Genomic DNA, 20,284 nt, shown 5'->3' with positions numbered 1-20,284 from the left:
GGCAAAGGGTGACACGGGGAACTAGGTTACGGTGACGGCGTGTTCAGACGGCGACTGAGGCTCCCAGCGGTGCTGGGTGCCTCCCTGTTGGTTGCTGCTTCGGCAGCGACTCTCAGTGCTCCGGCCGATGCGCATCCGGTCGACGACGGCCCGACGGTCGAGGTCACGATCGACACCTTCGGCCCGGTCGCGCCGAAGCCGGATCAGCCGGTGGTGATCAAGGGCCGGGTGACGAACACCAGCTCGGTCACCTTCGAGAACCCGCAGGCGCTGGCCTGTATCGACCGCACCCGGCTGTCCAGCACATCCGCGCTGGAGGCGATCCCGACCGAGCAGAGCGTCCCGATGGACAAGCGGGACAGCTGCAGCAACCTGACCAACGACAGCCATACGTTCCAGCCGTTCGAGCAGCCGCTGGCGCCGAAGCAGACGGTCAACTTCTCGCTGACGGTGCCGTGGAAGGAGTGGCGGATCTCCGGCGAGACCGGCGTGTACGTCGTCGGCGTGACGTTCCGCGGCGATACGCCGGACGGCGGCCGGGTGATGGCCGGCCGGGCGCGGCTGCTGATGCCGGTGATCGGCAAGCAGCCGTTGAAGCGCGCCGTCAACACGGCCCTCGTCGTACCGCTGCGCTTCCGCCCGACCCAGCTCGGCGGTCGCAACTTCGCGAACGAGGCACTCGCCAAGGCCCTCGCCCCGAGGGGTGAGCTCGGCCGCCTGCTGGCCCTGGGCGCGCAGCGCAAGGTGACGTGGCTGGCGGATCCCGCGACGCTCGACGAGGTCAAGCAGATGGCCAAGGGCTACGTGATCCTCGGCCAGAACGGCCAGACCACACCCGGCACCGGGCAGGCCGTCGCGGCCGCCTGGCTGAAGGAGTTCGAGGCGTCGACCTCGAAGGGCAACGAGGTCGTCCTGCTCCCGTACGGCGACCCGGACGTCGCCGGGCTGCTGGACTCCGGTGCCCCGTTGAAGGACCTCGTCGGGCAGGCCCGCACCAAGACCGAGCACTCCGGCGGCGAGCTGACCCGGACCTTCACCAACGGACTCTGGCTCGAGGGCGGCGCGGCCGCGAGCCGGTACCTGGGCGCGGCGTCCGGCGGCTTCACCGGCGCCACCTCGGACGACCTGAACCTGGTCAACAGCGCTTCCTGGACCGCGCGTACCCGTCCGGTCCTCACCAGCACCCCGGTCTACAACGTGCTCACGCCGGAAAGCCCCGACCACACCGTCCGGACCGTGATCGCGGACTCCGCGCTGACCGAGGGCGGTCCCGACCCGGAGACCGCGGACAGCCCGCTCCAGGTGCGGCAGCGGTTCGCGGCGGTGACCGCGCTGATCGCGGCCGCCGGCACGAACACCGCGTCGGTGGTCGCACTCCCGCCGCGCGGCTGGGACCCGAACGGCACCGCCACCGCGGCGCTCGCGGCCAGCCTGTCGTCGCTGCCGTGGATCAAGTCCGCCGACCTCGGCACCATCGTGGCGGCCAACCCGAAGCCGCAGGCGACCAGGGCGCCGACCGCGCCGCGGACCAACGGCGTACTGCCCGAGGCCCAGATGCAGGCCGTCTCGCAGCTCGACAGCGCGACCACCACGATGCAGAGCCTGCTCGTCGACGGGAGCCAACTGCCCGAGGTGATGACCCAGGCGCTGCTGCGGTCCACCTCGTCCAGCTGGACCGGGCACCCCGAGGAGGCGCGGTACTTCACCTCGATCGAACGCGGCTCCGCGAGCCAGCAGCTCGGCAAGGTGCACCTGATCAACGCCAAGGTGGACAGCGGGCAGCGCAAGGAGATCAAGGTCAACCTGGCCGGCAGCAAGGGAACATTCCCGCTGACGATCGCCAACGACACCAGCTGGTCGGTCCGGGTCGGCATCGTGGTCACGCCGGTGAACCGGACCGACCTGAAGATCAAGACCCCGCAGACCGTCGTCCTCGGCCCCGGCCAGAAGTGGACGCCGCGAATCAGCGCGAGCGCCGAGCAGAACGGGCTCATCCAGGCCAACGCCCAGGTGACCAACGCGGCCGGAGAGCCCGTCGGCAAGCCGCAGCAGATACTGATCCAGGCGAGCCAGTACGGCAGCGTCGGATGGATCTTCGTCGGTGCCGCCTGCGCGCTGCTGTTCGGTACGTCGTTCGTCCGGATCTACCGCCGGATCCGGATCGAGCGCCGCAACCCGGCCGCGGTCACCACGGCCACCGAGCCCACCGAGCCGGCCGAGTCCGAGGAACCCGGCGACGAAACCCCTGATCCCGCCCACGGCCGCCATGCGGCGAACGGCGTTCCCGAACAGACCCCGGGACCGTCGCTGAAAGAAGGAGTCGGTTCGAAGGATGGCTGACCGCACCCTGCGCTCCGCGGCGGTGATGGCAGCCGGAACGGTGCTGTCCCGCCTGCTCGGATTCATCCGGATCGCCCTGCTCGCGGCCGCCATCGGCACCGCGCTGCGCGGCGACATCTTCACCGCCGCGAACACGATCCCGAACAGTCTGTACATCCTGCTGGCCGGCGGGGTGTTCAACACCGTGCTGGTCCCGCAGCTGGTGCGCGCGATCAAGAACCACGACGACGGCGGCCAGGACTTCACCAACCGGGTGCTGACCTTCGGCTTCGTCGTACTCGCGGTCGTCACGGTCGGCTGTGTGCTGCTGGCGCCGGCGATCGCGGAGCTGTACCTGCCGAAGGAGCTGCACGAACCGTCCCGGGCGTCCGAGCGGGCGTCGATGGTGATGTTCGTCCGGCTCTGCCTGCCGCAGATCTTCTTCTACGGCGCCTTCGTCCTGGTCGGCCAGGTGCTGAACGCGCGTCGCCGGTTCGGCCCGATGATGTGGGCGCCGATCGCGAACAACATCGTCGCGTGCGCCTCGATCGTGGCCTTCCTGTTCATCTACCGGGTCGGCGACACGCCGCCGACGTACAGCCACGGCGAGGAGCTGCTGCTCGGGCTCGGGCACACGCTCGGGATCGCCGTACAGCTGCTCGTGCTGCTCCCGTACCTGAGGGCCAGCGGGCACCGGTACCGGGTCAAGTTCGGCCTCCGTGGCACCGGTCTGGGCCACACTGCCCGGCTCGGCCTGTGGACGGTGCTGTTCGTCGCGGTCAACCAGGTGACCCTGGTGGTCGTCACCCAGCTGGCGATCGCCGGTAGTGCCTCGGACGACCCGGGCGCGAAGGCCGGTCTGTTCGCGTACAGCACCGCGATGCTGATCATCCTGGTGCCGCACGGCATCGTCACGGTCTCGCTCGCCACGGCGGCGCTGCCGCAGATGTCCGCGCTCGCGGCCGACGGCGACACCGCCGAGGTGGCCCGGATGTCGTCCCGCTCGATCCGGCAGACGCTGGCGATCGTGGTCCCGGCGGCGGCCGCGATGATCGCGTTCGCGTACCCGATCGTCACGCTGATCGCAGGCTACGGCTCCGGCAAGAACAACCTGCCGCTGATGTCGTACACGCTGATGACGCTCGCGCTCGGCATCGTCCCGTTCACCATCCAGTACTTCCAGCTGCGCACGTTCTACGCCTTCGAGGACACCCGTACGCCGTTCTTCCTGCAGTGCGTGATCGCGGCGACGAACATCGCGGCCGCGGTGATCGGGGTCCGGGTGCTGCTCGACGAGGACCACCTGCGGTTCAGCGGCGTGGTGCTCGGCGCGGCGTACGCGCTCGCCTACCTGGTCGCCGTACTGCTCTCCCGGCCGGTCCTGCGGCGGAGGGTGCCGCGGGTGCCGGGCGCCGGGATCGGGCTGCCGCTGCTCGCGATGGTGATCGCCGCGGTGGCCGGCGCCGGTGCGGGCAAGATCGTGCTGTGGGTGCTGAGCCTGGCGATCGACTGGTCCGGACCGCTCGGCGCGCTCCTCGAGCTCGCGGTGGCGGCGATCGTGATGCTGCCGGTGTACGCCGCCGTGTCGCGGGTACTCCGTATCCATGAGGTGAACGATGTGGTGTCCATGGTCACATCGAAGCTGCCGATCGGGCGTTGATCCGAACCGCTTGTGCATTAGTGCACCACCTGTCGGGTCAGTGGGGCACTAACATGGGGCCTGCGATCAGGCCGCTGGCGCTTCTAGGAGGGCGAGAGACACCGTGTCGAACCAGACCGTGAGTCCTGGTGCTCTGCTGGCCGGGCGGTACCGGATCGCCGAGTTGCTCGCGGAGATCGACGGTGCCCGGGTGTGGCGCGCCGTCGACGAGGTCCTCAGCCGCGCGGTCGTGGTCGACGTGCTGCCGGTCGGGGACCCACGCACCAACCTGCTCTTCGACGCCGCCCGCCGGGCCGCCGCGGCGAACGACCCGCGGTTCCTGCGGGTGCTCGACTGCGACATGCACGACGGCGTGACGTACTGCGTCCGCGAGTGGGCCGGCGGCCGGACCCTGGAGCGGATGCTCAGCAGCGGCCCGCTCACCGGGCAGCAGGCGGGCTGGCTGGCCCGCGAGGTGTCCGAGGCCCTGGAGAACCTGCACCGTACCGGCTACGCGCACGGCGCGATCAGCCCGGCGACCGTGGTGGTCACGGACGCCGGCGCGATCAAGGTCGTCGGTGTCGCCACCGAGGCGGCGCTGCGCTCGTCCGGCGCGGGTTCGCCCGAGGAGGACGTGCACTCGCTCGGCCAACTGCTTTTCGCGTCGCTCACCGGCCGCTGGCCCGGCCCGGCGCCGGCCTGGGGTCTCCAGCCGGCGCCGGTCGAGCACGGCCGGCTGCTGAGCCCGCGCCAGGTGCGTGCCGGCGTACCGCGCTCGCTGGACGACATCAGCGACCGGCTGCTCGGCGACCCGCCGCGGCACCACGCGCCGCCGATCACGAGCGCGGCCGGCCTGTCCGCCGCGCTGTCCGGCGTCGTCGGCAGCTCGCACGAGCCGCCGAACCAGATGGACGAGACGGTGCAGGTCGCCAGCCAGAACGGCAGCGTCGACGACGCCACCCAGGTGGTGCCGCAGGCCCGGCCGCCGGCGCTCGACCCGACGTACAACTCGGAGCCGAACGGGTACCGCCCGCCGCAACCGGCGTACGAACCGTCGACCGACACCCGGCCGGTCCGCCGCCAGCCCACGCCGTCGAACGGGAACGGCCGCCGCCGGGACGAGCCGAAGCAGAAGCAGAAGGGCTCGTGGGGCGGCCGGATCCTGATCCTGCTCGCGATCCTCGCGCTGCTGTCGGTGATCCTGCTCGCGCAGTTCCTGCTCAAGGGCGCGATGAACAAGGACAACAGCAACTCCAACGGCGGCTCCGGCGGCACCACGACCAGTGCCCCGCCGCAGACCAGCACGACCCCGTCGACCACCGGCGGGAAGGCGACGATCGCCGGCGCCCAGGACTTCGACCCGCCGCCGGGCAACGGCGAGGAGCACCACAAGGACGTCCCGAACACGTACGACGGCGACCCGAGCACCACCTGGAAGACGCAGTCGTACAAGGGCAACCCGAACCTCGGCGGCCTGAAGACCGGCGTCGGCATCATCTACGACCTCGGCACCAAGACCCCGGTGTCGAAGGTCGCGGTCGCCCTGCAGGGTAACGACACCAGCATCCAGCTGATGGTCCCGAAGGGCGACACCAGTACGTCGCCGACCGCGATCAGCGGCTGGACGGCCGTCGCGACCAAGGCGGACCAGCCCGAAGGTACGGTGACCCTGACCCCCTCGGCGCCGACCGAGACGCGGTACGTACTGGTCTGGCTGACCAAGCTGCCGAAGGTGTCGGACGGTTACCAGGGCACCATCTCGGAGGTCACGATCCAGAAATGACCGCGCATGTCGACTCGGGCAATCCGCCGCCCCGTCGTCCGGAGGTTCCGCGCATCGGCACGGAGGACCCGGTCGCCCAGGGTGGCGCGCAGCCTGCCCGGCCGAGCGGGCCGGCCGGCCTCGACGAGCTGGACGACCACGAGCTGCTCCGGATGCACGTCGCCGGCAACCCGGACTCGTTCGGGTTCCTGGTCAAGCGGCACCGGGACCGGATGTGGGCGGTCGCGATCCGGACCCTCGGCGAGCCCGAGGAGGCCGCCGACGCGCTCCAGGAGGCGTTCATCTCGGCGTTCCGCCGGGCGGACTCGTTCCGCGGCGACGCGAAGGTGACCACCTGGCTGCACCGGATCGTGGTGAACGCCTGTCTGGACCGGATCCGCCGCCGCCAGGTGCGGGCCGCGGACCCGCTGCCCGAGGACGAGGACCGCGCGGCCGAGCTGGCCGGCCCGGCCGAGGACGACCCGGCCGAGGTCCGCGAGCGCCGGCTCGACGTGCTGAACGCCCTGAAGCAGATCAACGAGGACCAGCGTGCGGCGCTGGTCCTGGTCGACATGGAGGGGTACTCGATCGAGGAGGCGGCCGCGATCCTGGACTGCGCGCCCGGCACGGTCAAGTCCCGGTGTGCGCGCGGGCGCGCGAAACTGTTGCCGCTGCTGCGGCACTGGCAAACTTCCCGAAAAGAGTCCGCCGCGGAAGCAGTGGGAACCGAATGAGTGGGTATGCCGTCGAAGCGAAGTCGCCTGCCTCTGGCGACCGAACGACTGACCCCTACCGGAGTCCTCTTATGAACACGCCGCGCACCTCCCGTGAGGAGGCGAGCCCCCGATGACCGATCCCGGTCTGCCGACCAGTGAGCACCTCGAGCACCTGGACACGGACACGATCGCCGACCTGATCGAGAACCTGCTGCCTGCCCCCGAGGCACACAGCGCTCGTGAGCATGTGAAGGCATGCCCGGAGTGCCAGCAGACGTACGACGCCCTCGTGCAACTGACCGCGGACCTCGCCGAGGAGGGCCGCAGCGACATCCCGATGCCGGCCGACGTCGCCGAGCACCTGGACGCGGTGATCGTGTCCGAGTCGGTGCTGCGCGCGTCCACGGTCGGGGTGCACTCGCTGGCCCAGATCCGCGAGCAGCCGCGCCGGCACCTGCCGAAGCTGCTCGGTGCCGCCGCCGGTGTGGTGCTGATCGCCGCACTCGGTGTCGGGGTGGTGTTCGCCACCAAGGACCAGGCGAACGACGGCGCCGCCGCCACCGACGCGAACACGCCGCCGGCCGACACCGTGACGATCGCGAGCAAGGACATCGGCCCGGCCGCCAAGCGCTGGCTGGACAACACGCCGAACGCGATCCTGCACGGCTCGACCGACGAGCAGGCCTGCGCCCGGGCGTTCGCGGCCGGCCGCTCGAACTCGAACGTCCGGCTCGTCCAGCCCGCCAAGGTGGACGGCAAGCGGGCCACCCTCGTCGGGCTGCAGGGCGCCGCGGTGAGCCAGATCCAGATCTTCGCGGTCACCGGATGTAGCTCCCCGGGCGGCGTCGGTACGTCGTTCTACGACACGACGGTGACGCTCCGCAACCGCTGAATCAGCCGATGCGGTAGAGCAGGCTGTCGGTGGGTACCGTATTCACACGGTCCCACCCCACCACCCGGCTCCGGGGAATGGTCGGCCTCTAGGATCCGTTGAGTACGACGTCACTGTCTCGACGACACCGAGGAACGCCTGCATGAGCGAGTCCACCGCAGTCCGCAACGTCATCATCGTCGGCTCCGGCCCGGCCGGGTACACCGCTGCCGTGTACGCCGCCCGTGCGGCGCTGGAACCGTTGGTGTTCGAGGGCTCCGTCACCGCCGGCGGCGCGCTGATGAACACCACCGAGGTGGAGAACTTCCCCGGCTTCGCGCAGGGCATCATGGGCCCGGCGCTGATGGACGAGATGCGCACCCAGGCCGAGCGCTTCGGCGCCGAACTGGTGCCGGACGACGTGATCAAGGTCGACCTGACCGGCGACATCAAGGTGGTCACCGACTCGGCCGGCACCGAGCACCGCGCGAAGGCCGTCATCCTGGCGATGGGCTCGGGCTACCGCAAGCTCGGCCTGGCCGACGAGGACCGGATGTCCGGGCACGGCGTGTCCTGGTGTGCGACCTGTGACGGCTTCTTCTTCCGCGACCAGGAGATCGCGGTCGTCGGCGGCGGCGACTCCGCCGTCGAGGAGGCCACCTTCCTGACCAAGTTCGCGAAGAAGGTGCACTTGGTGCACCGCCGCGACGAGCTGCGCGCCTCGAAGATCATGGCCGACCGGGCGTTCGCCAACGACAAGCTCGAGTTCCAGTGGAACTCCGCGGTCGACAAGATCCACGGTGAGGACAAGCTCAGCCACCTGACGCTGAAGGACACCGTCACCGGCGAGACGCGCGAGCTGCCGGCCACCGGGCTGTTCATCGCGATCGGCCACGACCCGCGCTCCGAGCTGGTCAAGGGCCAGGTCGACCTGGACGAGGAAGGGTACGTGCTGGTCAAGCCGGACAGCACCGAGACCAACCTGCGCGGCGTGTTCGCGGCCGGCGACCTGGTGGACCACACCTACCGGCAGGCGATCACCGCCGCCGGCACCGGCTGCGCGGCCGCGCTGGACGCGGAGCGCTTCCTCGCCACCCTGGAGGACGCGGAGCACGCCGCGGCCGCCACCGAGCCCGTCTCCGTCTGAACCTCCACACACAAACACCTGAAGGAGTACGCCCGTGGGCGAGAAGATGAATGCCGTCACCGACGCCGAGTTCGACCAGACCGTGCTGAAGAGCGACAAGCCGGTGCTGGTGGACTTCTGGGCCGAGTGGTGTGGCCCGTGCCGCCAGGTGTCCCCGATCCTGGAGGAGCTGAACCAGGACCACGGCGACAAGATCACGTTCCTGAAGATGAACGTCGACGAGAACCCGGTCACCCCGAGCAACTACAGGGTCACCGGTATCCCTACTATCAACGTCTACGTGAACGGTGAGCTGGCGAAGTCCATCGTCGGCGCCAAGCCGAAGGCTGCGCTGCTGAAGGAGCTGGCAGACTTCACCGCCTGAGTTGGTCGAGCCACACCGGCAAGGAGCTTTACCTGATGGAATCCCCGCACGGCGTGTACCGGATCGGCGACAGCGGTGAGGCGGTCGCCGAGATCGTCGGCAAGCTGCAGAGACTGGGGCTGCTCACCGGCGGCCACGACGTCTACGACGAAGCGACCGCACACGCTGTCCGGGGGTTCCAGCAGCAACGCGGGCTGATGATCGACGGGATCGTCGGCCCGCAGACGTACCGCGCGATCGACGACGCCCGCTGGCGGCTGGGCGACCGGCTGCTGACGTTCGTCCCCACGCATCCGCTGAGCGGTGACGACGTACTGAGTCTGCAGGCGAAGCTGCAGGAGCTCGGGTTCGCGGTCGCCCGGATCGACGGGATCTTCGGCGCCGACACGCAGCGCGCGGTGACCGAGTTCCAGCGGAACATGGGCCTGCCGGCCGACGGGACCTGCGGGCCGTCGACGTTCAAGGCGCTGCAGCGGATCCGCCCGATGGCCACCGGCGGCCGCCCGGACGCGCTGCGGGCGCGGGAAGCGGTGCGTGCCGCCGGGCCGCGGCTGTCGGGCAAGACGGTCGTGATCGACGCGGGGCACGGCGGCTTCGACTACGGCTGGGAGGGGTACGGGCTGCGCGAGTCGGACATCGCGTACGACCTGGCCGCCCGGATCGAGGGCCGGCTCGGCGCCACCGGCGTACGGGCGTATCTCTCGCGCGGCCGGGACCAGGGGCCGGACGAGCTGGCGCGGGCGGCGTTCGCGAACGAGACGGACGCGAACCTGTGCGTCTCGCTGCACACCGACGGTTCGATGAACCCGGACGCGCAGGGCGTCGCGACGTACTACTACGGCAACGACCTGCACGGTGCGTCGTCGAGCGTCGGGGAGCAGTTCGCCGGGCTGGTGCAGCGCGAGATCGTCGCCCGGACCGACCTGCTGGACTGCCGTACGCACGCCAAGACCTGGGACCTGCTGCGCCGCACGAAGATGCCGGCGGTCCGCCTGGAGATCGGCTACGTGACGAACCCGCACGACTCGGCCCGACTCGCCGACCCGGCGTTCCGGGACGTGATCGCGGAGTCGATCGTGGTCGCGATCCAGCGCGTCTACCTCCCCCCGGAGCAAGACGCCGCCACCGGCATGCTCCGCCTCGGCCAGCTGACCGTGTAGGTCCTTGTGGCTATAATTCCATCAGGGAATGTAGCCACAGGAGGGTGGACAACGTGGAGGTCGGCGTTCGGGAACTACGCGACAACCTGAGCCGTCACCTGGCCGACGTCCGTTCCGGTCACACGGTGACAGTCACCGACCACGGGCAACCAGTGGCTCGCATCGTGCCTGTCGGACGACCGACACGGCTGGAGCAGCTTCGCTCCGAGGGGCGTGTTCAGCCCGCCCGCCAGAAGAAGCAGCCTGCGCCCGATCCGATTCCTGCCGAGGGCTTGGTTGGTGAGCTCATCGCCGAGCAGCGCCGGTGATTGGCTATCTCGATACGTCGGCGTTCGTGCCACTGCTGGTCAGCGAGCCGACCAGTGAGGCCTGTCGCCGGTTCTGGGATGATGCCGACGCCGTGGTGTCGAGCCGACTGCTGTATGTCGAGACCGCGGCCGCGCTCGCGCAGGCGCATCGGATGGCGCGCCTGGACGACCGGGCGTATTCGTCATGCCGGCTACTGCTGGACGAGTTGTGGCCGCAACTGGAGATCACCGAGGTGGACGAGGAACTGGTTCGACGCGCGGCCGAAATCGCCGACCTCCTGGCGCTGCGCGGGTACGACGCCATCCACTGCGCATCCGCCGAACAGTTGGAGGACGCGGATCTCGTCGTCGCGTCCGGGGACAAACGCCTCCTCGATGCGTGGAAGTCATTGGGGCTGGCAACCTTCGACACGAACGCTACGAGTGATCCTCGAGCTTGATTCTGGGCAGGATGCGGTTCAGGCCTCGTGGCAGCCACCACGCTCGTTCGCCGAGCAGGCGCAGTACGGCGGGCACGATGATGCAGCGGATCAGCAGGGCGTCGAGGAGTACCGCGGTGGCGAGGCCTAGTCCGAACTGCTTCAGCATTCGGTCCGGGCTGAGCAGGAAGGCGCCGAACACGACGATCATGATCGCGGCCGCCGCGGTGATCACACTCCCGGTGGTCGCGAGCCCTTCCCGGACCGCGGCCGTCGCGTCCTTGGTACGCCGCCATTCCTCGTGGATGCGGGACACCAGGAACACCTCGTAGTCCATCGACAGCCCGAACACGATCGCGAAGATCATCACCGGGACGAACGCCTCGATCGGGCCCGCCTGCGCGCCGAACCAGCCGCGCTGGAAGACCAACGTGATCACGCCGAGCGAGGCGCCGATGCTCAGCAGGTTGAGTACGGCGGCCTTCAATGGGATCAGCACCGAACGGAAGACCGCCATCAGCAACACCGCCGACAGCCCGACCACCACGACGACGAAGATCGGCAGCCGCTTGCTGACCGCCCCGGCGAAGTCGTCCGCGGCCGCCGTCGATCCGCCGACCAGGTACGTCCCTTCCAGCCTCGGCGACGTGTCGTCGCGCAACCGCTGGACCAGGTCGCTCGTCGCGGCGTCCTGCGGCGCCGACTTCGGGAACGCCAGTACGGTCGTGATCTTCCCGTCCGGTGTCTGCTGCGGCGGGGTCACCGCGGCGATGCCGGGATCCTTCGCGAGCGTCTGCCCTAGCAGTTGCGCGTCCCCGTTCTCCGACACGACGACGAGCGGGCCGTTGAACCCAGGCCCGAAACCCTCCGCCAGCAGGTCGTACGCCTTCCGGCTGGTCTTCGCCGGATCGTCGGTCCCGGCGTCCGCGAACCCGAGCCGCATTCCCAACGCCGGCAGCGACAACGCGCCGAGCGCGACAACACCCAGTACGAGTGGCACCCACGGCCCACGCTGCACCGCGCCGGCCAGCTTCCGCCACCCGTCGCCAGGCGTACGCCGTTGCTTCGCGGCATGCTTCCGCACGCTCCGCTCGATCCGCTTCCCGAACAGCGTCAGCAACGACGGCAGCAACGTCACCGCCGCGAGCATCGTCATCAGGACGGTCATCGTCACGCCGAGCGCAATGCCTTGCAACGAGCCAAGTCCCAACGCGAGCAGGCCGAGCAGCGCGATCACCACCGTGCACCCGGCGAACATCACCGACCGCCCCGCGGTGTCCAGCGCGACGACCTTCGGATCGCCCTCGCCCTTCAACAGCTCGTGCCGGTACCGGGAGAAGATCAGCAACGCGTAGTCGATGCCGACGCCGAGCCCGACCAGCATCATCACCGGCGTCGTGTACTCCGGCACCTTGAACAGATGTGACGCCAGCATCAGCAGGCCGACCGTGCTGCCGACGGCGAACACCGCGGTCAGCAGCGGAAGTGTTGCCGCAAGCAACGATCCGAACAGGAACACCAGGATCACCAGTGCGGCAAGGATTCCGGCCCCCTCGGCGGCACCGCCCGAGCTGTCGGACGCGCTCCGCGCCAGGTCTCCCCCGACCTCGACCTGGAATCCCGGCCGGGCGAAGTCCTGCGCGCGCCGGATGATCGTCCGTACGCCGTCCACCGGCACGTCCGCGGCGGCCGCGTCGAGGCTCACGGTCGCGTACGCCGTACGTCGATCTGTCGACAAATCGCTCTGTCCACCGAACGGGTCGGCGACCGCGGAGACGTGCGGGAGTACCCGGACCGCGGCGAGCATCGACTCGACCCTGGACTTGTCCGCATCCAGGCCGCCGTCGGCGCGGACCACGATCTGCACGGACGCGATGTCGCCCTTCGGCTGGTGCGCCGTGAAGATGTCCGCCACCCGCTGGGAGTCGGTGCCGGGGAGCGAGTTGTCGCTGCGGTAGTTGGCGCCGACCGCCGTCGCGGCTCCGGTGACGGCGGCGAGGACCAGCACCCAGAGCACGAGCGCCAGGCCGGCGTGCCGCATCGCCCAGCCCGACACCCGGTGCAGCAAGCCGGGTCGGGTCGCTCGTCGGATCGGGGTGTCCACGGCCATCGCAAGTCCTTGATAAGTAGGTTGGCTACATGTTGCCTCTCGACACTAGCAGGCATATGAGTAGACTGGCTACATGAAGGCGGATGCGTTGCGTGGACACCTGGACCCGATGATCCTGGCGGTCGTCGAGGCCGAACCGCTGCACGGCTACGCGATCATGGAGGCGCTGCTCGAGCGCAGCGGCGGGGAGCTCGACCTGCCGACCGGCACGCTCTACCCGGCGCTCCGGCGCCTCGAGCGGGCGGGGTACCTGGCCAGCGAGTGGAGCACGGTCAGCGGGCGGAAGCGGCGTACCTACCAGCTCACCAGCTCCGGCGCGAAGATGCTCGCGTCCGGGAAGCAGGACTGGCTGACGTTCCGGGCCGTGGTGGAAGGGGTGCTACGCCCGAGCCAGGCGTAGGCCGCGCGCGGCCTGCACGCTGACGAACGCCAGCGGCAGCACGACGAACGTCCCGACCACGCCGAACGCCGGCACACCCGGCGCGTGGCTGCTGGTCGCTGCCATCAGTACGCCGATCCCGGCGACCAGTGCGGATCCGACCAGCGCGAAGAGCGCTGTCACCCGGCTCAGGTGCTCGCGCACCACGGTGTAGCGAACGCCGATCCCGGTCGCTAGTACGGCGAGCACCGCACCGGCGATCACTACGCCGCCGATCGCACGGACGACCGTCTGCAGCATGTCGTTGAGAGCGCTCGTCGGCTCCGGCCCCTGCGTCCAGATCCAGGCACCGCTCTGCCAGACGATCGGTTGGATCATCAGCGCGAAGAGCAGCATCATCGCGGTCCGCCGGCTCTGGCTGATCGCCAGCTCGGCGCGATACCCGGGCACCACGTCCCGCAGTTCACCGAAGTCGGCGACCGCCTCGCGCTCCGCGTCGTACCGCTCGTGTCCGTCCGCCTCGAACGCCTCGGTCGCATCGGTCAGATGGTCGCGAGCCTCCGCCAGCAGGTCCGCCTTCCGCCGCCGCGGCCCGCGCAGTTCCCGGCGCAACGCCGCCAGGTAGTCGTCGACCGGCGTACTGGTTTTGGACACCCCTCCAGTATGGGGAGCCTCCGCCCACGTCACGTCCGGGGTCCCACTGAGTCACCCCTGATCAATACCGTGGCAGGTCGATCGCGCGGGCCGCGTCGTGGATCGGTTTGGTCACCTTCGCGACCAACGCGTCATTGCCCGGCATCCGCGGCAGCACGCGGAGCATCTGCGCCCCGAACCAGCTCTGCAGCTTGCTCTTCGACACCATCCGGCCGAGGTTGTCCCGACCGAGCTTCAGGTTCTGCTCGACGTACGGCCGCATCAGCTGTTCGTACCGCTCGAACGCGGCGGCCGGCTCCGACCGGGACAGCTCGCCCGCCAGCACGTACGCACCGACGAGCGCGAGGCTGGTCCCCTGCCCCGAGGCGAACGACGGGCAGTACGCCGCGTCGCCGAGCAGCGCAACGCGTCCCCGGCTGTACCGGTCGAGCCGGACCTGGCTGACCGTGTCGAAGTAGAAGTCGTCCGCCTGGGCGATCCCGTCGAGCAAGCGGTCCGTGTCCCAACCCACGCCGCGGAACGTGTCCTCGAGGATCCGCAGCTGCCCGGGGCGGTCGTGCCGGTCGAACAGGCCCTCCGGTGTCGCGGTCAGGAACAGCACCTTGGCGTCGGCGCTGCCCGCAGTGCTGTAGAGGTTCACGGTCCGGCCAGGCACCGAGTAGATCAGCTCCCAGCGGTCCAGCTCCAGGTGGTTCGGCACGGTGCCGATCGAGACCAGGTGGCCGAGATCGTCGAGCGCGCTGCCTCCGAGAGCGAGCTCGCGTACGGCGGAGTGCAGCCCGTCGGCGCCGAACACCAGGTCGAACGACCGCGGCGCGGCCTGCCCGAACGTGACGTCGCCGGTCTCCACGTCCAGCCCCGTGACGGTCTCGCCGAACAGGTACTCCACGGTGTCCCGGGTCTCGTCGTACAGGATCCGGCTGAGGTCACCCCGCATCACCTCGAGGTCGGCCTCGCCGCGCCCCATGAACAGGTCCGCCGGTACGTCGACCATCCGCTTGCCGGCGCCGTTCACGAACGACATGAACCGCATGTCGGTCTCGAGCCCTTGGAGGACGTCCTTCAGCCCCATCCGCTCGACCACGTCGATCGCGGCGCCGCGGATGTCGATCTTGTACCCGCCCGCCCGCAGCTCGGGTGCCCGTTCGACGACCGTCACCTCGTACCCGTACTTGGTCAGCCACCACGCCAACGCCGGACCGGCGATACTCGCGCCGACGACCAGAACCCGCCCCTTGTCCATGCGGGCGAGCAAAGCACAACCTCTGCCCCGGGGCCTGCCTGTCGATCAGGGTCGAAAGGCTCGCGCCGTCCGCCGCCGACGCAGTACGACGAAGAAGCCGAGGTACGCGATCACGACCACGGCGAAACCCACCCACGTGACGATCGGCGTATCGCCCGCCGGCCACAGCCGGCCTTCGAAGTAGTGGCGGATGAAGCCGCCCCGGTAGCGGGGTTCGCCGGCCCGGCTCCGGAAGTACTGCTCGGTCCACGTCACCGGGCAGGTGAAGCTCGCCAGCGTGATGGCGACGTTCCACACCACGATGACGAGGTGGAACCAGATCAGCCGCGGCCACCGCCAGGCGAGGAAGCCGCCGACCAGGAAGAACAGCAACACGGCGCCGTGCACGACCGCGACGAGGTCGGCCAGCGCGCGCCAGACCATGGTCTACTCCGGGCCCGACCGCAACGCATCCCGGACGGTCACGGGCGCGGACGGCGACTGCTCCGGCCGGATCGCGCCCATCAGCCGCTCCACCGCGGCCTCCATCTCGCTTCGCCAGGTGATCGCGGACCGCAGGTCGAGCCGCAGCCGCGGGTTCCGTGGATGCTCCCGCACCACCCCGAACCCGACGGCTCGCAGGAACTCGGTCGGCCACACGCAGCTCGGCCCGTCCCAGCGCGAGTCCCCGAACGCCTCCACGGCCCGGAACCCGCGCTTCATCACGTCCTTCGCGATCGCCTGCACCAGGATCTTCCCGAGCCCGAGCCCCAGGTACCGCGGCAGGATCCGCCCGGTCGCCAGTACGACGGCATCCGGGCTGACCGGCGCGGTCGGGAAGGCCTGGATCCGCGGCAGGTACTTCGCCGGCGCGTAGACGGCGAACCCGGCCGGCTCGTCGTCGACGTACAGCACGATCCCGGCGGTCCCCCAGTCGAGCAGCAACTGGGACAGCCACGCCTCCTTCTCGAGCGCGGTGTCGCCGTTCCGGATCGCGTGCCGCGCGGCGACCGGGTCGAGCTCCCAGAACACGCACTCCCGGCACGGCACCGGTAACCCGTCGAGGTTGTCGAGGGTCAGCGGTTCGAGCCGGCGGGCCATCAGCGCATCCGATCAGCGATACAGGCTGTTAGGTTCGTCACGACGGGTCATCGACCGGCCGGCTCGGTCACCGGTCGCGGGACGGTGGCCGGCGGCCGAACATCCGGGGTACGGGTCGCCTGCGGGGCGACGTACCGCTGCCGCACCTCGACCGGCTGCCGCCGGAACAGCTCCGCGGCGAACCCTGCCAGCACACCCAGCAACAGGCCGGCCAGCGTCCACCCGGCTGTCTTGCCCACGCTCATTCCGTTCCACCTCTCAGGCCGCACCGGACTGGCCGGCTGTCTCAGCAGCCAGATTCGGGCATGGTCGAACCTGCCCCTATAAGGCATGGTAGTGAGAGGTCACGCCGATCCCCAGCCCCGACTGAGGTGTATCGACGTAACCTGGTGACTTCCCCCTCGATCACCGTTGGAGTGCCCTCGTGAGTGCTGACGTGCCCGATGTCCGGCAGACCCGTCTCGACAACTACGTCGAGGCGTACGCAGCCCGGACGAAGGGCATGACCGCATCGGAGATCCGCGCGCTGTTCTCGGTCGCCAGCCGGCCCGAGGTGGTGTCGCTGGCCGGCGGGATGCCGAACATCGCCGGCCTGCCGCTGGACGTGGTCGGCGGCGCGGTCCGCGACCTGGTGATCGACAACGGAGCCGTCGCGATGCAGTACGGCTCCGGGCAGGGCGACCCGACGCTGCGGGACCAGATCTGCGACATCATGCGGCTGGAGGGCATCGAGGCGCATCCCGACGACGTCGTGGTCACGGTCGGCAGCCAGCAGGCCGTCGACCTGGTGACCCGGGTGTTCTGCGACCCGGGCGACGTGGTGATCTGCGAGGCGCCGTCGTACGTCGGTGCGCTCGGCGTCTTCCGCGCGTACCAGTGCGAGGTCGTGCACGTCGCGATGGACGACGACGGCGTCGTACCGGAGGCGCTCGAGCAGGCGATCGCGTCGGTGCGGGCGGCAGGCAAGCGGATCAAGTTCTTCTACACGATCCCGAACTTCCACAACCCGGCCGGCGTCTCGCTGTCCGACGAGCGGCGCGCGCGGGTGCTGGAGATCTGCCAGCAGGCCTCGGTCCTGGTGCTGGAGGACAACCCGTACGGGTTGCTCGGGTTCGAGGGCGAGCCGCAGAAGGCCTTGCGGGCCGCGGATCGCGAGGGCGTCATCTACCTCGGCTCGTTCTCGAAGACGTTCGCGCCCGGGTTCCGGGTCGGCTGGGCGGTCGCGCCGCACGCGGTCCGGGAGAAGCTCGTGCTGGCGCAGGAGTCCGCGACGCTGTGCCCGCCGACGTTCAGTCAGCTCGCCATCTCGTCGTACCTGATCCGGCACGACTGGATGGGGCAGGTGAAGCAGTTCCGCGAGATGTACCGCGAGCGCCGGGACGCGATGCTCGCGGCGTTGACCGAGAAGATGCCGGCGGCAACGACCTGGACGCGGCCGCGGGGCGGCTTCTACGTCTGGTTGACACTGCCGGAGGGGCTGGACGCGAAGGCGATGCTGCCGCGGGCGGTCACGGCGCGGGTCGCGTACGTGCCCGGAACCGCCTTCTTCGCCGACGGTTTCGGCTCCCAGTGCATGCGGTTGTCGTACTGTCATCCGACGCCGGAGCGGATCACCGAGGGGGTCGGCAGACTGGCCGCGGTGATCAACGAGGAGCTCGAGCTCCGGCAGACCTTCGGCCCGCTGCCCCCGGGCGCCGGCCGCGACTACGACGCTCCGGGCCCGGAGCTGAGTTAGGACCCTCCGCAAAGGTTGCGCAAGGGACCAACGGGTGGCCGGGGGTCCATGATGCGGTAGGGGTACCGTTCCAGTGGGCCTCGGGGCCGGCGACCGCGCCGGAGACGCCCACGAGTGATCGGGATATTTGTGATGAGTGATCTGGGTCGAGTGCTGGTTCTGGCCGGCGGTCTGTCGCACGAGCGTGACGTCTCGCTGCGTTCCGGTCGCCGCGTGGCGGACGCTCTGCGCAGCGTCGGCGTCGAGGTCGAGCAGCGGGACGTCGACGCCTCCCTCGTCGATCGATTGCGCGAGGATCCACCGGACGCGGTCTTCCCCGTCCTGCACGGTGTCACCGGCGAGGACGGCGCACTCCGCCAGGTCCTCGACCTGTACGGCGTCCCGTACGTCGGTGCCGACGCGGCCGCGTGCCGTACGGCGTTCGACAAGCCGGTGGCGTCGACGGTCGTCGGCAACGCGGGGCTGCACACGCCGGCGTCCGTCGTACTCGGGCATGACACGTTCCGCGAGCTGGGCGCCGCTGCGCTGATGGAGGCCGTGGTCTCGCAGATCGGGCTGCCGCTCGTGGTGAAGCCCGCGCGCGGCGGTTCGGCGCTCGGTGCGTCGATCGTGCGGTCGGCGGACGAGCTGCCCGCGGCGATGGTGAACTGCTACGCGTACGGTCCGGTCGCGCTGATCGAGCAGTACATCGACGGCACCGAGGTCGCCGTGACGGTCGTCGACACGGGCGACGGGCCGCGGGCGTTGCCTGCCGTGGAGATCCGCCCGGACTCCGGGTTCTACGACTACGAGGCCCGGTACACGGCCGGCGCGACGCAGTTCGTCGTACCGGCGCGGCTGGAGCCGGAAGCTGCCGGCGCGTGCGCCGCGGCGGCCGTTCAGGCGCACCAGGCGCTCGGCCTGCGGGACTTGTCCCGGACCGACCTGGTTGTCGACGCAGCGGGCGTTCCGTGGTTCCTGGAGGTGAACGTGGCGCCGGGGATGACGGAAACGTCGCTCGTCCCGCTGGCCGCAGAGGCGGCCGGGATCGAGCTCGGCGTGCTGTGCCGCGACCTGCTCGCTACTGCTGCCGCCCGCTGACGCCTCATGTCTGACGCCACGCCTCAACCGATCTGGCGGACCGCCGTTCAGCCACGCTGGCTTGGGCTGCTCGCTCTCGCGCTGGCGATCGCGGCCGTGATGACCGCGATGGGGGTCTGGCAGCTCGGCGTCTACAAGTCGAAGACGGCCGCGGCGACGGCGGAACGCGCCGCGGCGGCGCCGGTTCCGTTGCGGTCGCTGTTCTCGATCGACGAGGGTCTGCCCGCCAAGGCGGTCGGTCGGCAGGTGACGATCTCGGGCACCTGGGGTCCGACGGCGGACCAGGTGTTCGTCGCGGATCGGCTGCAGGGCGGGCATCAAGGGTTCTGGGTGGTGTCACCACTGAAGCTGTCCGATGCCGATGCGGTGATGGTGGTGCGCGGCTGGGTCGCGTCGGTGACGGATCCGGCGGCGAAGGCGCCGAGCGGGCCGGTGTCGCTGACCGGCGCTGTGGTTGCCTCGGAGGCCGAGGACTCGTCGGACGACGCCGCGAAGGGACGGGTGCTGTCGTCGCTGCGGATCCCGACGATCGTGCACCTGGTGAAGTACCGGGTGTACGACGCGTTCGTCGTACAGACATCCGCGGCCGGTACGTCGCCCGCGCCGGCTGCCGTCGTACCGCCTCCGCCGCCGACCGATCACGCGGGCCTGCGGAACGTGGCGTACGCGTTCCAGTGGTGGATCTTCGCGGCGTTCACGCTGTGGATGTGGGGCCGGATGGTGCTGGACGCGCACCGCTCCCCCGACGCCGACCCCGACGCCGACCCCACTGCCGACCCCACTGCCGACCCCACCGGCAACCGCCCGCACGACGGCCCTGGCGACGGTCTTCGCGTCCGCTCTGGCGACGGTGGCCGGGCCGACGATCCCGCAGGCCACGGTGACGCCGAGGCCGACCAGGGCGAGGCGGCCGTGGAGCCAAGCGGTACCGTTTCAGCGTGACTTCCTCTGCCGACCCCGCCACCTCCGCGAAGCCGATCACTCCGGCCGTCCGCGGCGCGCTGACCCGGTACCGCGTGATCGCGTACGTGGTGGGCGTGATGCTGCTCCTGCTGGTGTTCCTGGCGATGCCGCTGAAGTACTTCGGCGACAACCCGGGTGCCATGAACGTCATCGGCCCGCTGCACGGCTTTCTGTACGTCGTGTACCTGCTACTGACGTTCGACCTGTTCCGCCGGGTGCGCTGGTCGTTCCCGCGACTCGTCCTGATGGCACTGGCCGGCACGATCCCGTTCCTGTCGTTCTACGCCGAGCGCAAGACGTCGCACGAGCTCCTCGGTCGCTAATCCCGTTGTGCT

21 protein-coding genes are annotated in these 20,284 nt (G+C 70.0%); 15 read left to right on the top strand and 6 right to left on the bottom strand.

Translation table 11 applies throughout. The annotated features are described in order from the left end of the window. The first annotated feature begins 69 nt into the window (after positions 1 to 69). The 10 genes from ACQHIV_RS30685 to ACQHIV_RS30640 all read left to right on the top strand — a co-directional run bounded on the left by ACQHIV_RS30685 (position 70) and on the right by ACQHIV_RS30640 (position 10,726). Complete coding sequence (locus ACQHIV_RS30685) at positions 70 to 2,340, top strand: hypothetical protein (RefSeq protein ID WP_427887335.1); 2,271 nt, start codon at positions 70 to 72, stop codon at positions 2,338 to 2,340. Beyond that, positions 2,333 to 3,979: a murein biosynthesis integral membrane protein MurJ gene (gene murJ / locus ACQHIV_RS30680; RefSeq protein ID WP_427887334.1), complete on the top strand. Its 1,647-nt coding sequence runs from the start codon at positions 2,333 to 2,335 to the stop codon at positions 3,977 to 3,979. The genes ACQHIV_RS30685 and murJ overlap by 8 nt, the downstream gene beginning before the upstream one ends. Before the next feature lie 103 nt (positions 3,980 to 4,082). Beyond that, the gene (locus ACQHIV_RS30675) at positions 4,083 to 5,741 is read left to right on the top strand and encodes a protein kinase family protein (protein WP_427887333.1); all 1,659 of its coding nucleotides are present in this window, start codon (positions 4,083 to 4,085) and stop codon (positions 5,739 to 5,741) included. Then, a complete protein-coding gene (gene sigM / locus ACQHIV_RS30670) occupies positions 5,738 to 6,454 on the top strand; it encodes an RNA polymerase sigma factor SigM (RefSeq protein ID WP_427887332.1) in 717 nt (238 codons plus the stop codon). The genes ACQHIV_RS30675 and sigM overlap by 4 nt, the downstream gene beginning before the upstream one ends. Positions 6,455 to 6,566: 112 nt before the next feature. Then, a complete protein-coding gene (locus ACQHIV_RS30665) occupies positions 6,567 to 7,328 on the top strand; it encodes an anti-sigma factor family protein (protein ID WP_427887331.1) in 762 nt (253 codons plus the stop codon). A 142-nt stretch (positions 7,329 to 7,470) separates the two neighbouring features. Then, the gene (gene trxB, locus ACQHIV_RS30660; protein WP_427887330.1) at positions 7,471 to 8,454 is read left to right on the top strand and encodes a thioredoxin-disulfide reductase; all 984 of its coding nucleotides are present in this window, start codon (positions 7,471 to 7,473) and stop codon (positions 8,452 to 8,454) included. 46 nt (positions 8,455 to 8,500) lie between these two features. Then, positions 8,501 to 8,818, top strand: coding sequence for a thioredoxin (gene trxA, locus ACQHIV_RS30655; RefSeq protein WP_245360192.1), 318 nt, complete (start codon positions 8,501 to 8,503; stop codon positions 8,816 to 8,818). 35 nt (positions 8,819 to 8,853) lie between these two features. Then, a complete protein-coding gene (locus ACQHIV_RS30650) occupies positions 8,854 to 9,978 on the top strand; it encodes an N-acetylmuramoyl-L-alanine amidase (RefSeq protein WP_427887329.1) in 1,125 nt (374 codons plus the stop codon). Positions 9,979 to 10,022: 44 nt separating this feature from the next. Continuing rightward, on the top strand, positions 10,023 to 10,286 hold the full coding sequence (locus tag ACQHIV_RS30645) for a type II toxin-antitoxin system Phd/YefM family antitoxin (RefSeq protein WP_427887328.1): 264 nt from the start codon (positions 10,023 to 10,025) through the stop codon (positions 10,284 to 10,286). Beyond that, the gene (locus ACQHIV_RS30640) at positions 10,283 to 10,726 is read left to right on the top strand and encodes a type II toxin-antitoxin system VapC family toxin (protein WP_427887327.1); all 444 of its coding nucleotides are present in this window, start codon (positions 10,283 to 10,285) and stop codon (positions 10,724 to 10,726) included. The genes ACQHIV_RS30645 and ACQHIV_RS30640 overlap by 4 nt, the downstream gene beginning before the upstream one ends. Here ACQHIV_RS30640 and ACQHIV_RS30635 read toward each other — a convergent pair. After that, a complete protein-coding gene (locus tag ACQHIV_RS30635) occupies positions 10,704 to 12,815 on the bottom strand; it encodes an MMPL family transporter (RefSeq protein ID WP_427887326.1) in 2,112 nt (703 codons plus the stop codon). The two genes, ACQHIV_RS30640 and ACQHIV_RS30635, sit on opposite strands and share 23 nt — an antisense overlap. A 73-nt stretch (positions 12,816 to 12,888) precedes the next feature. On the opposite strand from ACQHIV_RS30635, the gene ACQHIV_RS30630 reads away from it, so the two are divergent. Next, positions 12,889 to 13,215: a PadR family transcriptional regulator gene (locus ACQHIV_RS30630; protein ID WP_344193560.1), complete on the top strand. Its 327-nt coding sequence runs from the start codon at positions 12,889 to 12,891 to the stop codon at positions 13,213 to 13,215. On the opposite strand, the gene ACQHIV_RS30625 is transcribed toward ACQHIV_RS30630, so the two are convergent. From ACQHIV_RS30625 to ACQHIV_RS30605, 5 genes are all read right to left on the bottom strand, one after another. Then, a complete protein-coding gene (locus ACQHIV_RS30625) occupies positions 13,195 to 13,848 on the bottom strand; it encodes a permease prefix domain 1-containing protein (RefSeq protein WP_427887325.1) in 654 nt (217 codons plus the stop codon). The two genes, ACQHIV_RS30630 and ACQHIV_RS30625, sit on opposite strands and share 21 nt — an antisense overlap. 61 nt (positions 13,849 to 13,909) lie before the next feature. After that, positions 13,910 to 15,091 (bottom strand): FAD-dependent monooxygenase, encoded by a 1,182-nt coding sequence (locus tag ACQHIV_RS30620; protein WP_427887324.1) that lies wholly within the window; start codon positions 15,089 to 15,091, stop codon positions 13,910 to 13,912. 45 nt (positions 15,092 to 15,136) lie between these two features. After that, entirely contained in the window at positions 15,137 to 15,514 is a 378-nt protein-coding gene (locus ACQHIV_RS30615; RefSeq protein ID WP_427887323.1) for a DUF2784 domain-containing protein, read from the bottom strand. A gap of 3 nt (positions 15,515 to 15,517) precedes the next feature. After that, positions 15,518 to 16,171, bottom strand: a complete 654-nt coding sequence (locus ACQHIV_RS30610) for a GNAT family N-acetyltransferase (RefSeq protein WP_427887322.1) — start codon at positions 16,169 to 16,171, stop codon at positions 15,518 to 15,520. 47 nt (positions 16,172 to 16,218) lie between these two features. Continuing rightward, positions 16,219 to 16,416, bottom strand: a complete 198-nt coding sequence (locus tag ACQHIV_RS30605; RefSeq protein ID WP_427887321.1) for a hypothetical protein — start codon at positions 16,414 to 16,416, stop codon at positions 16,219 to 16,221. A 179-nt stretch (positions 16,417 to 16,595) separates the two neighbouring features. Here ACQHIV_RS30605 and ACQHIV_RS30600 point away from each other — a divergent pair, with 179 nt between their 5' ends. The 4 genes from ACQHIV_RS30600 (at position 16,596) to ACQHIV_RS30585 (ending at position 20,272) form a co-directional block, all read left to right on the top strand. Continuing rightward, positions 16,596 to 17,906, top strand: coding sequence for a PLP-dependent aminotransferase family protein (locus ACQHIV_RS30600; RefSeq protein ID WP_427887320.1), 1,311 nt, complete (start codon positions 16,596 to 16,598; stop codon positions 17,904 to 17,906). A gap of 132 nt (positions 17,907 to 18,038) precedes the next feature. Next, on the top strand, positions 18,039 to 18,986 hold the full coding sequence (locus tag ACQHIV_RS30595; protein ID WP_427887319.1) for a D-alanine--D-alanine ligase family protein: 948 nt from the start codon (positions 18,039 to 18,041) through the stop codon (positions 18,984 to 18,986). Between the two features lie 6 nt (positions 18,987 to 18,992). Then, positions 18,993 to 19,928, top strand: coding sequence for an SURF1 family protein (locus ACQHIV_RS30590; RefSeq protein WP_427887318.1), 936 nt, complete (start codon positions 18,993 to 18,995; stop codon positions 19,926 to 19,928). After that, the gene (locus ACQHIV_RS30585) at positions 19,925 to 20,272 is read left to right on the top strand and encodes a DUF3817 domain-containing protein (protein ID WP_325035228.1); all 348 of its coding nucleotides are present in this window, start codon (positions 19,925 to 19,927) and stop codon (positions 20,270 to 20,272) included. Before ACQHIV_RS30590 ends, ACQHIV_RS30585 begins: the two co-directional genes overlap by 4 nt. Positions 20,273 to 20,284 lie beyond the last annotated feature (12 nt).

Origin of the sequence: Kribbella polygonati (assembly GCF_050320105.1) — a bacterium.
Taxonomy (GTDB): Bacteria; Actinomycetota; Actinomycetes; order Propionibacteriales; family Kribbellaceae; genus Kribbella.
This window is presented reverse-complemented; position numbering and strand designations above follow the sequence as displayed.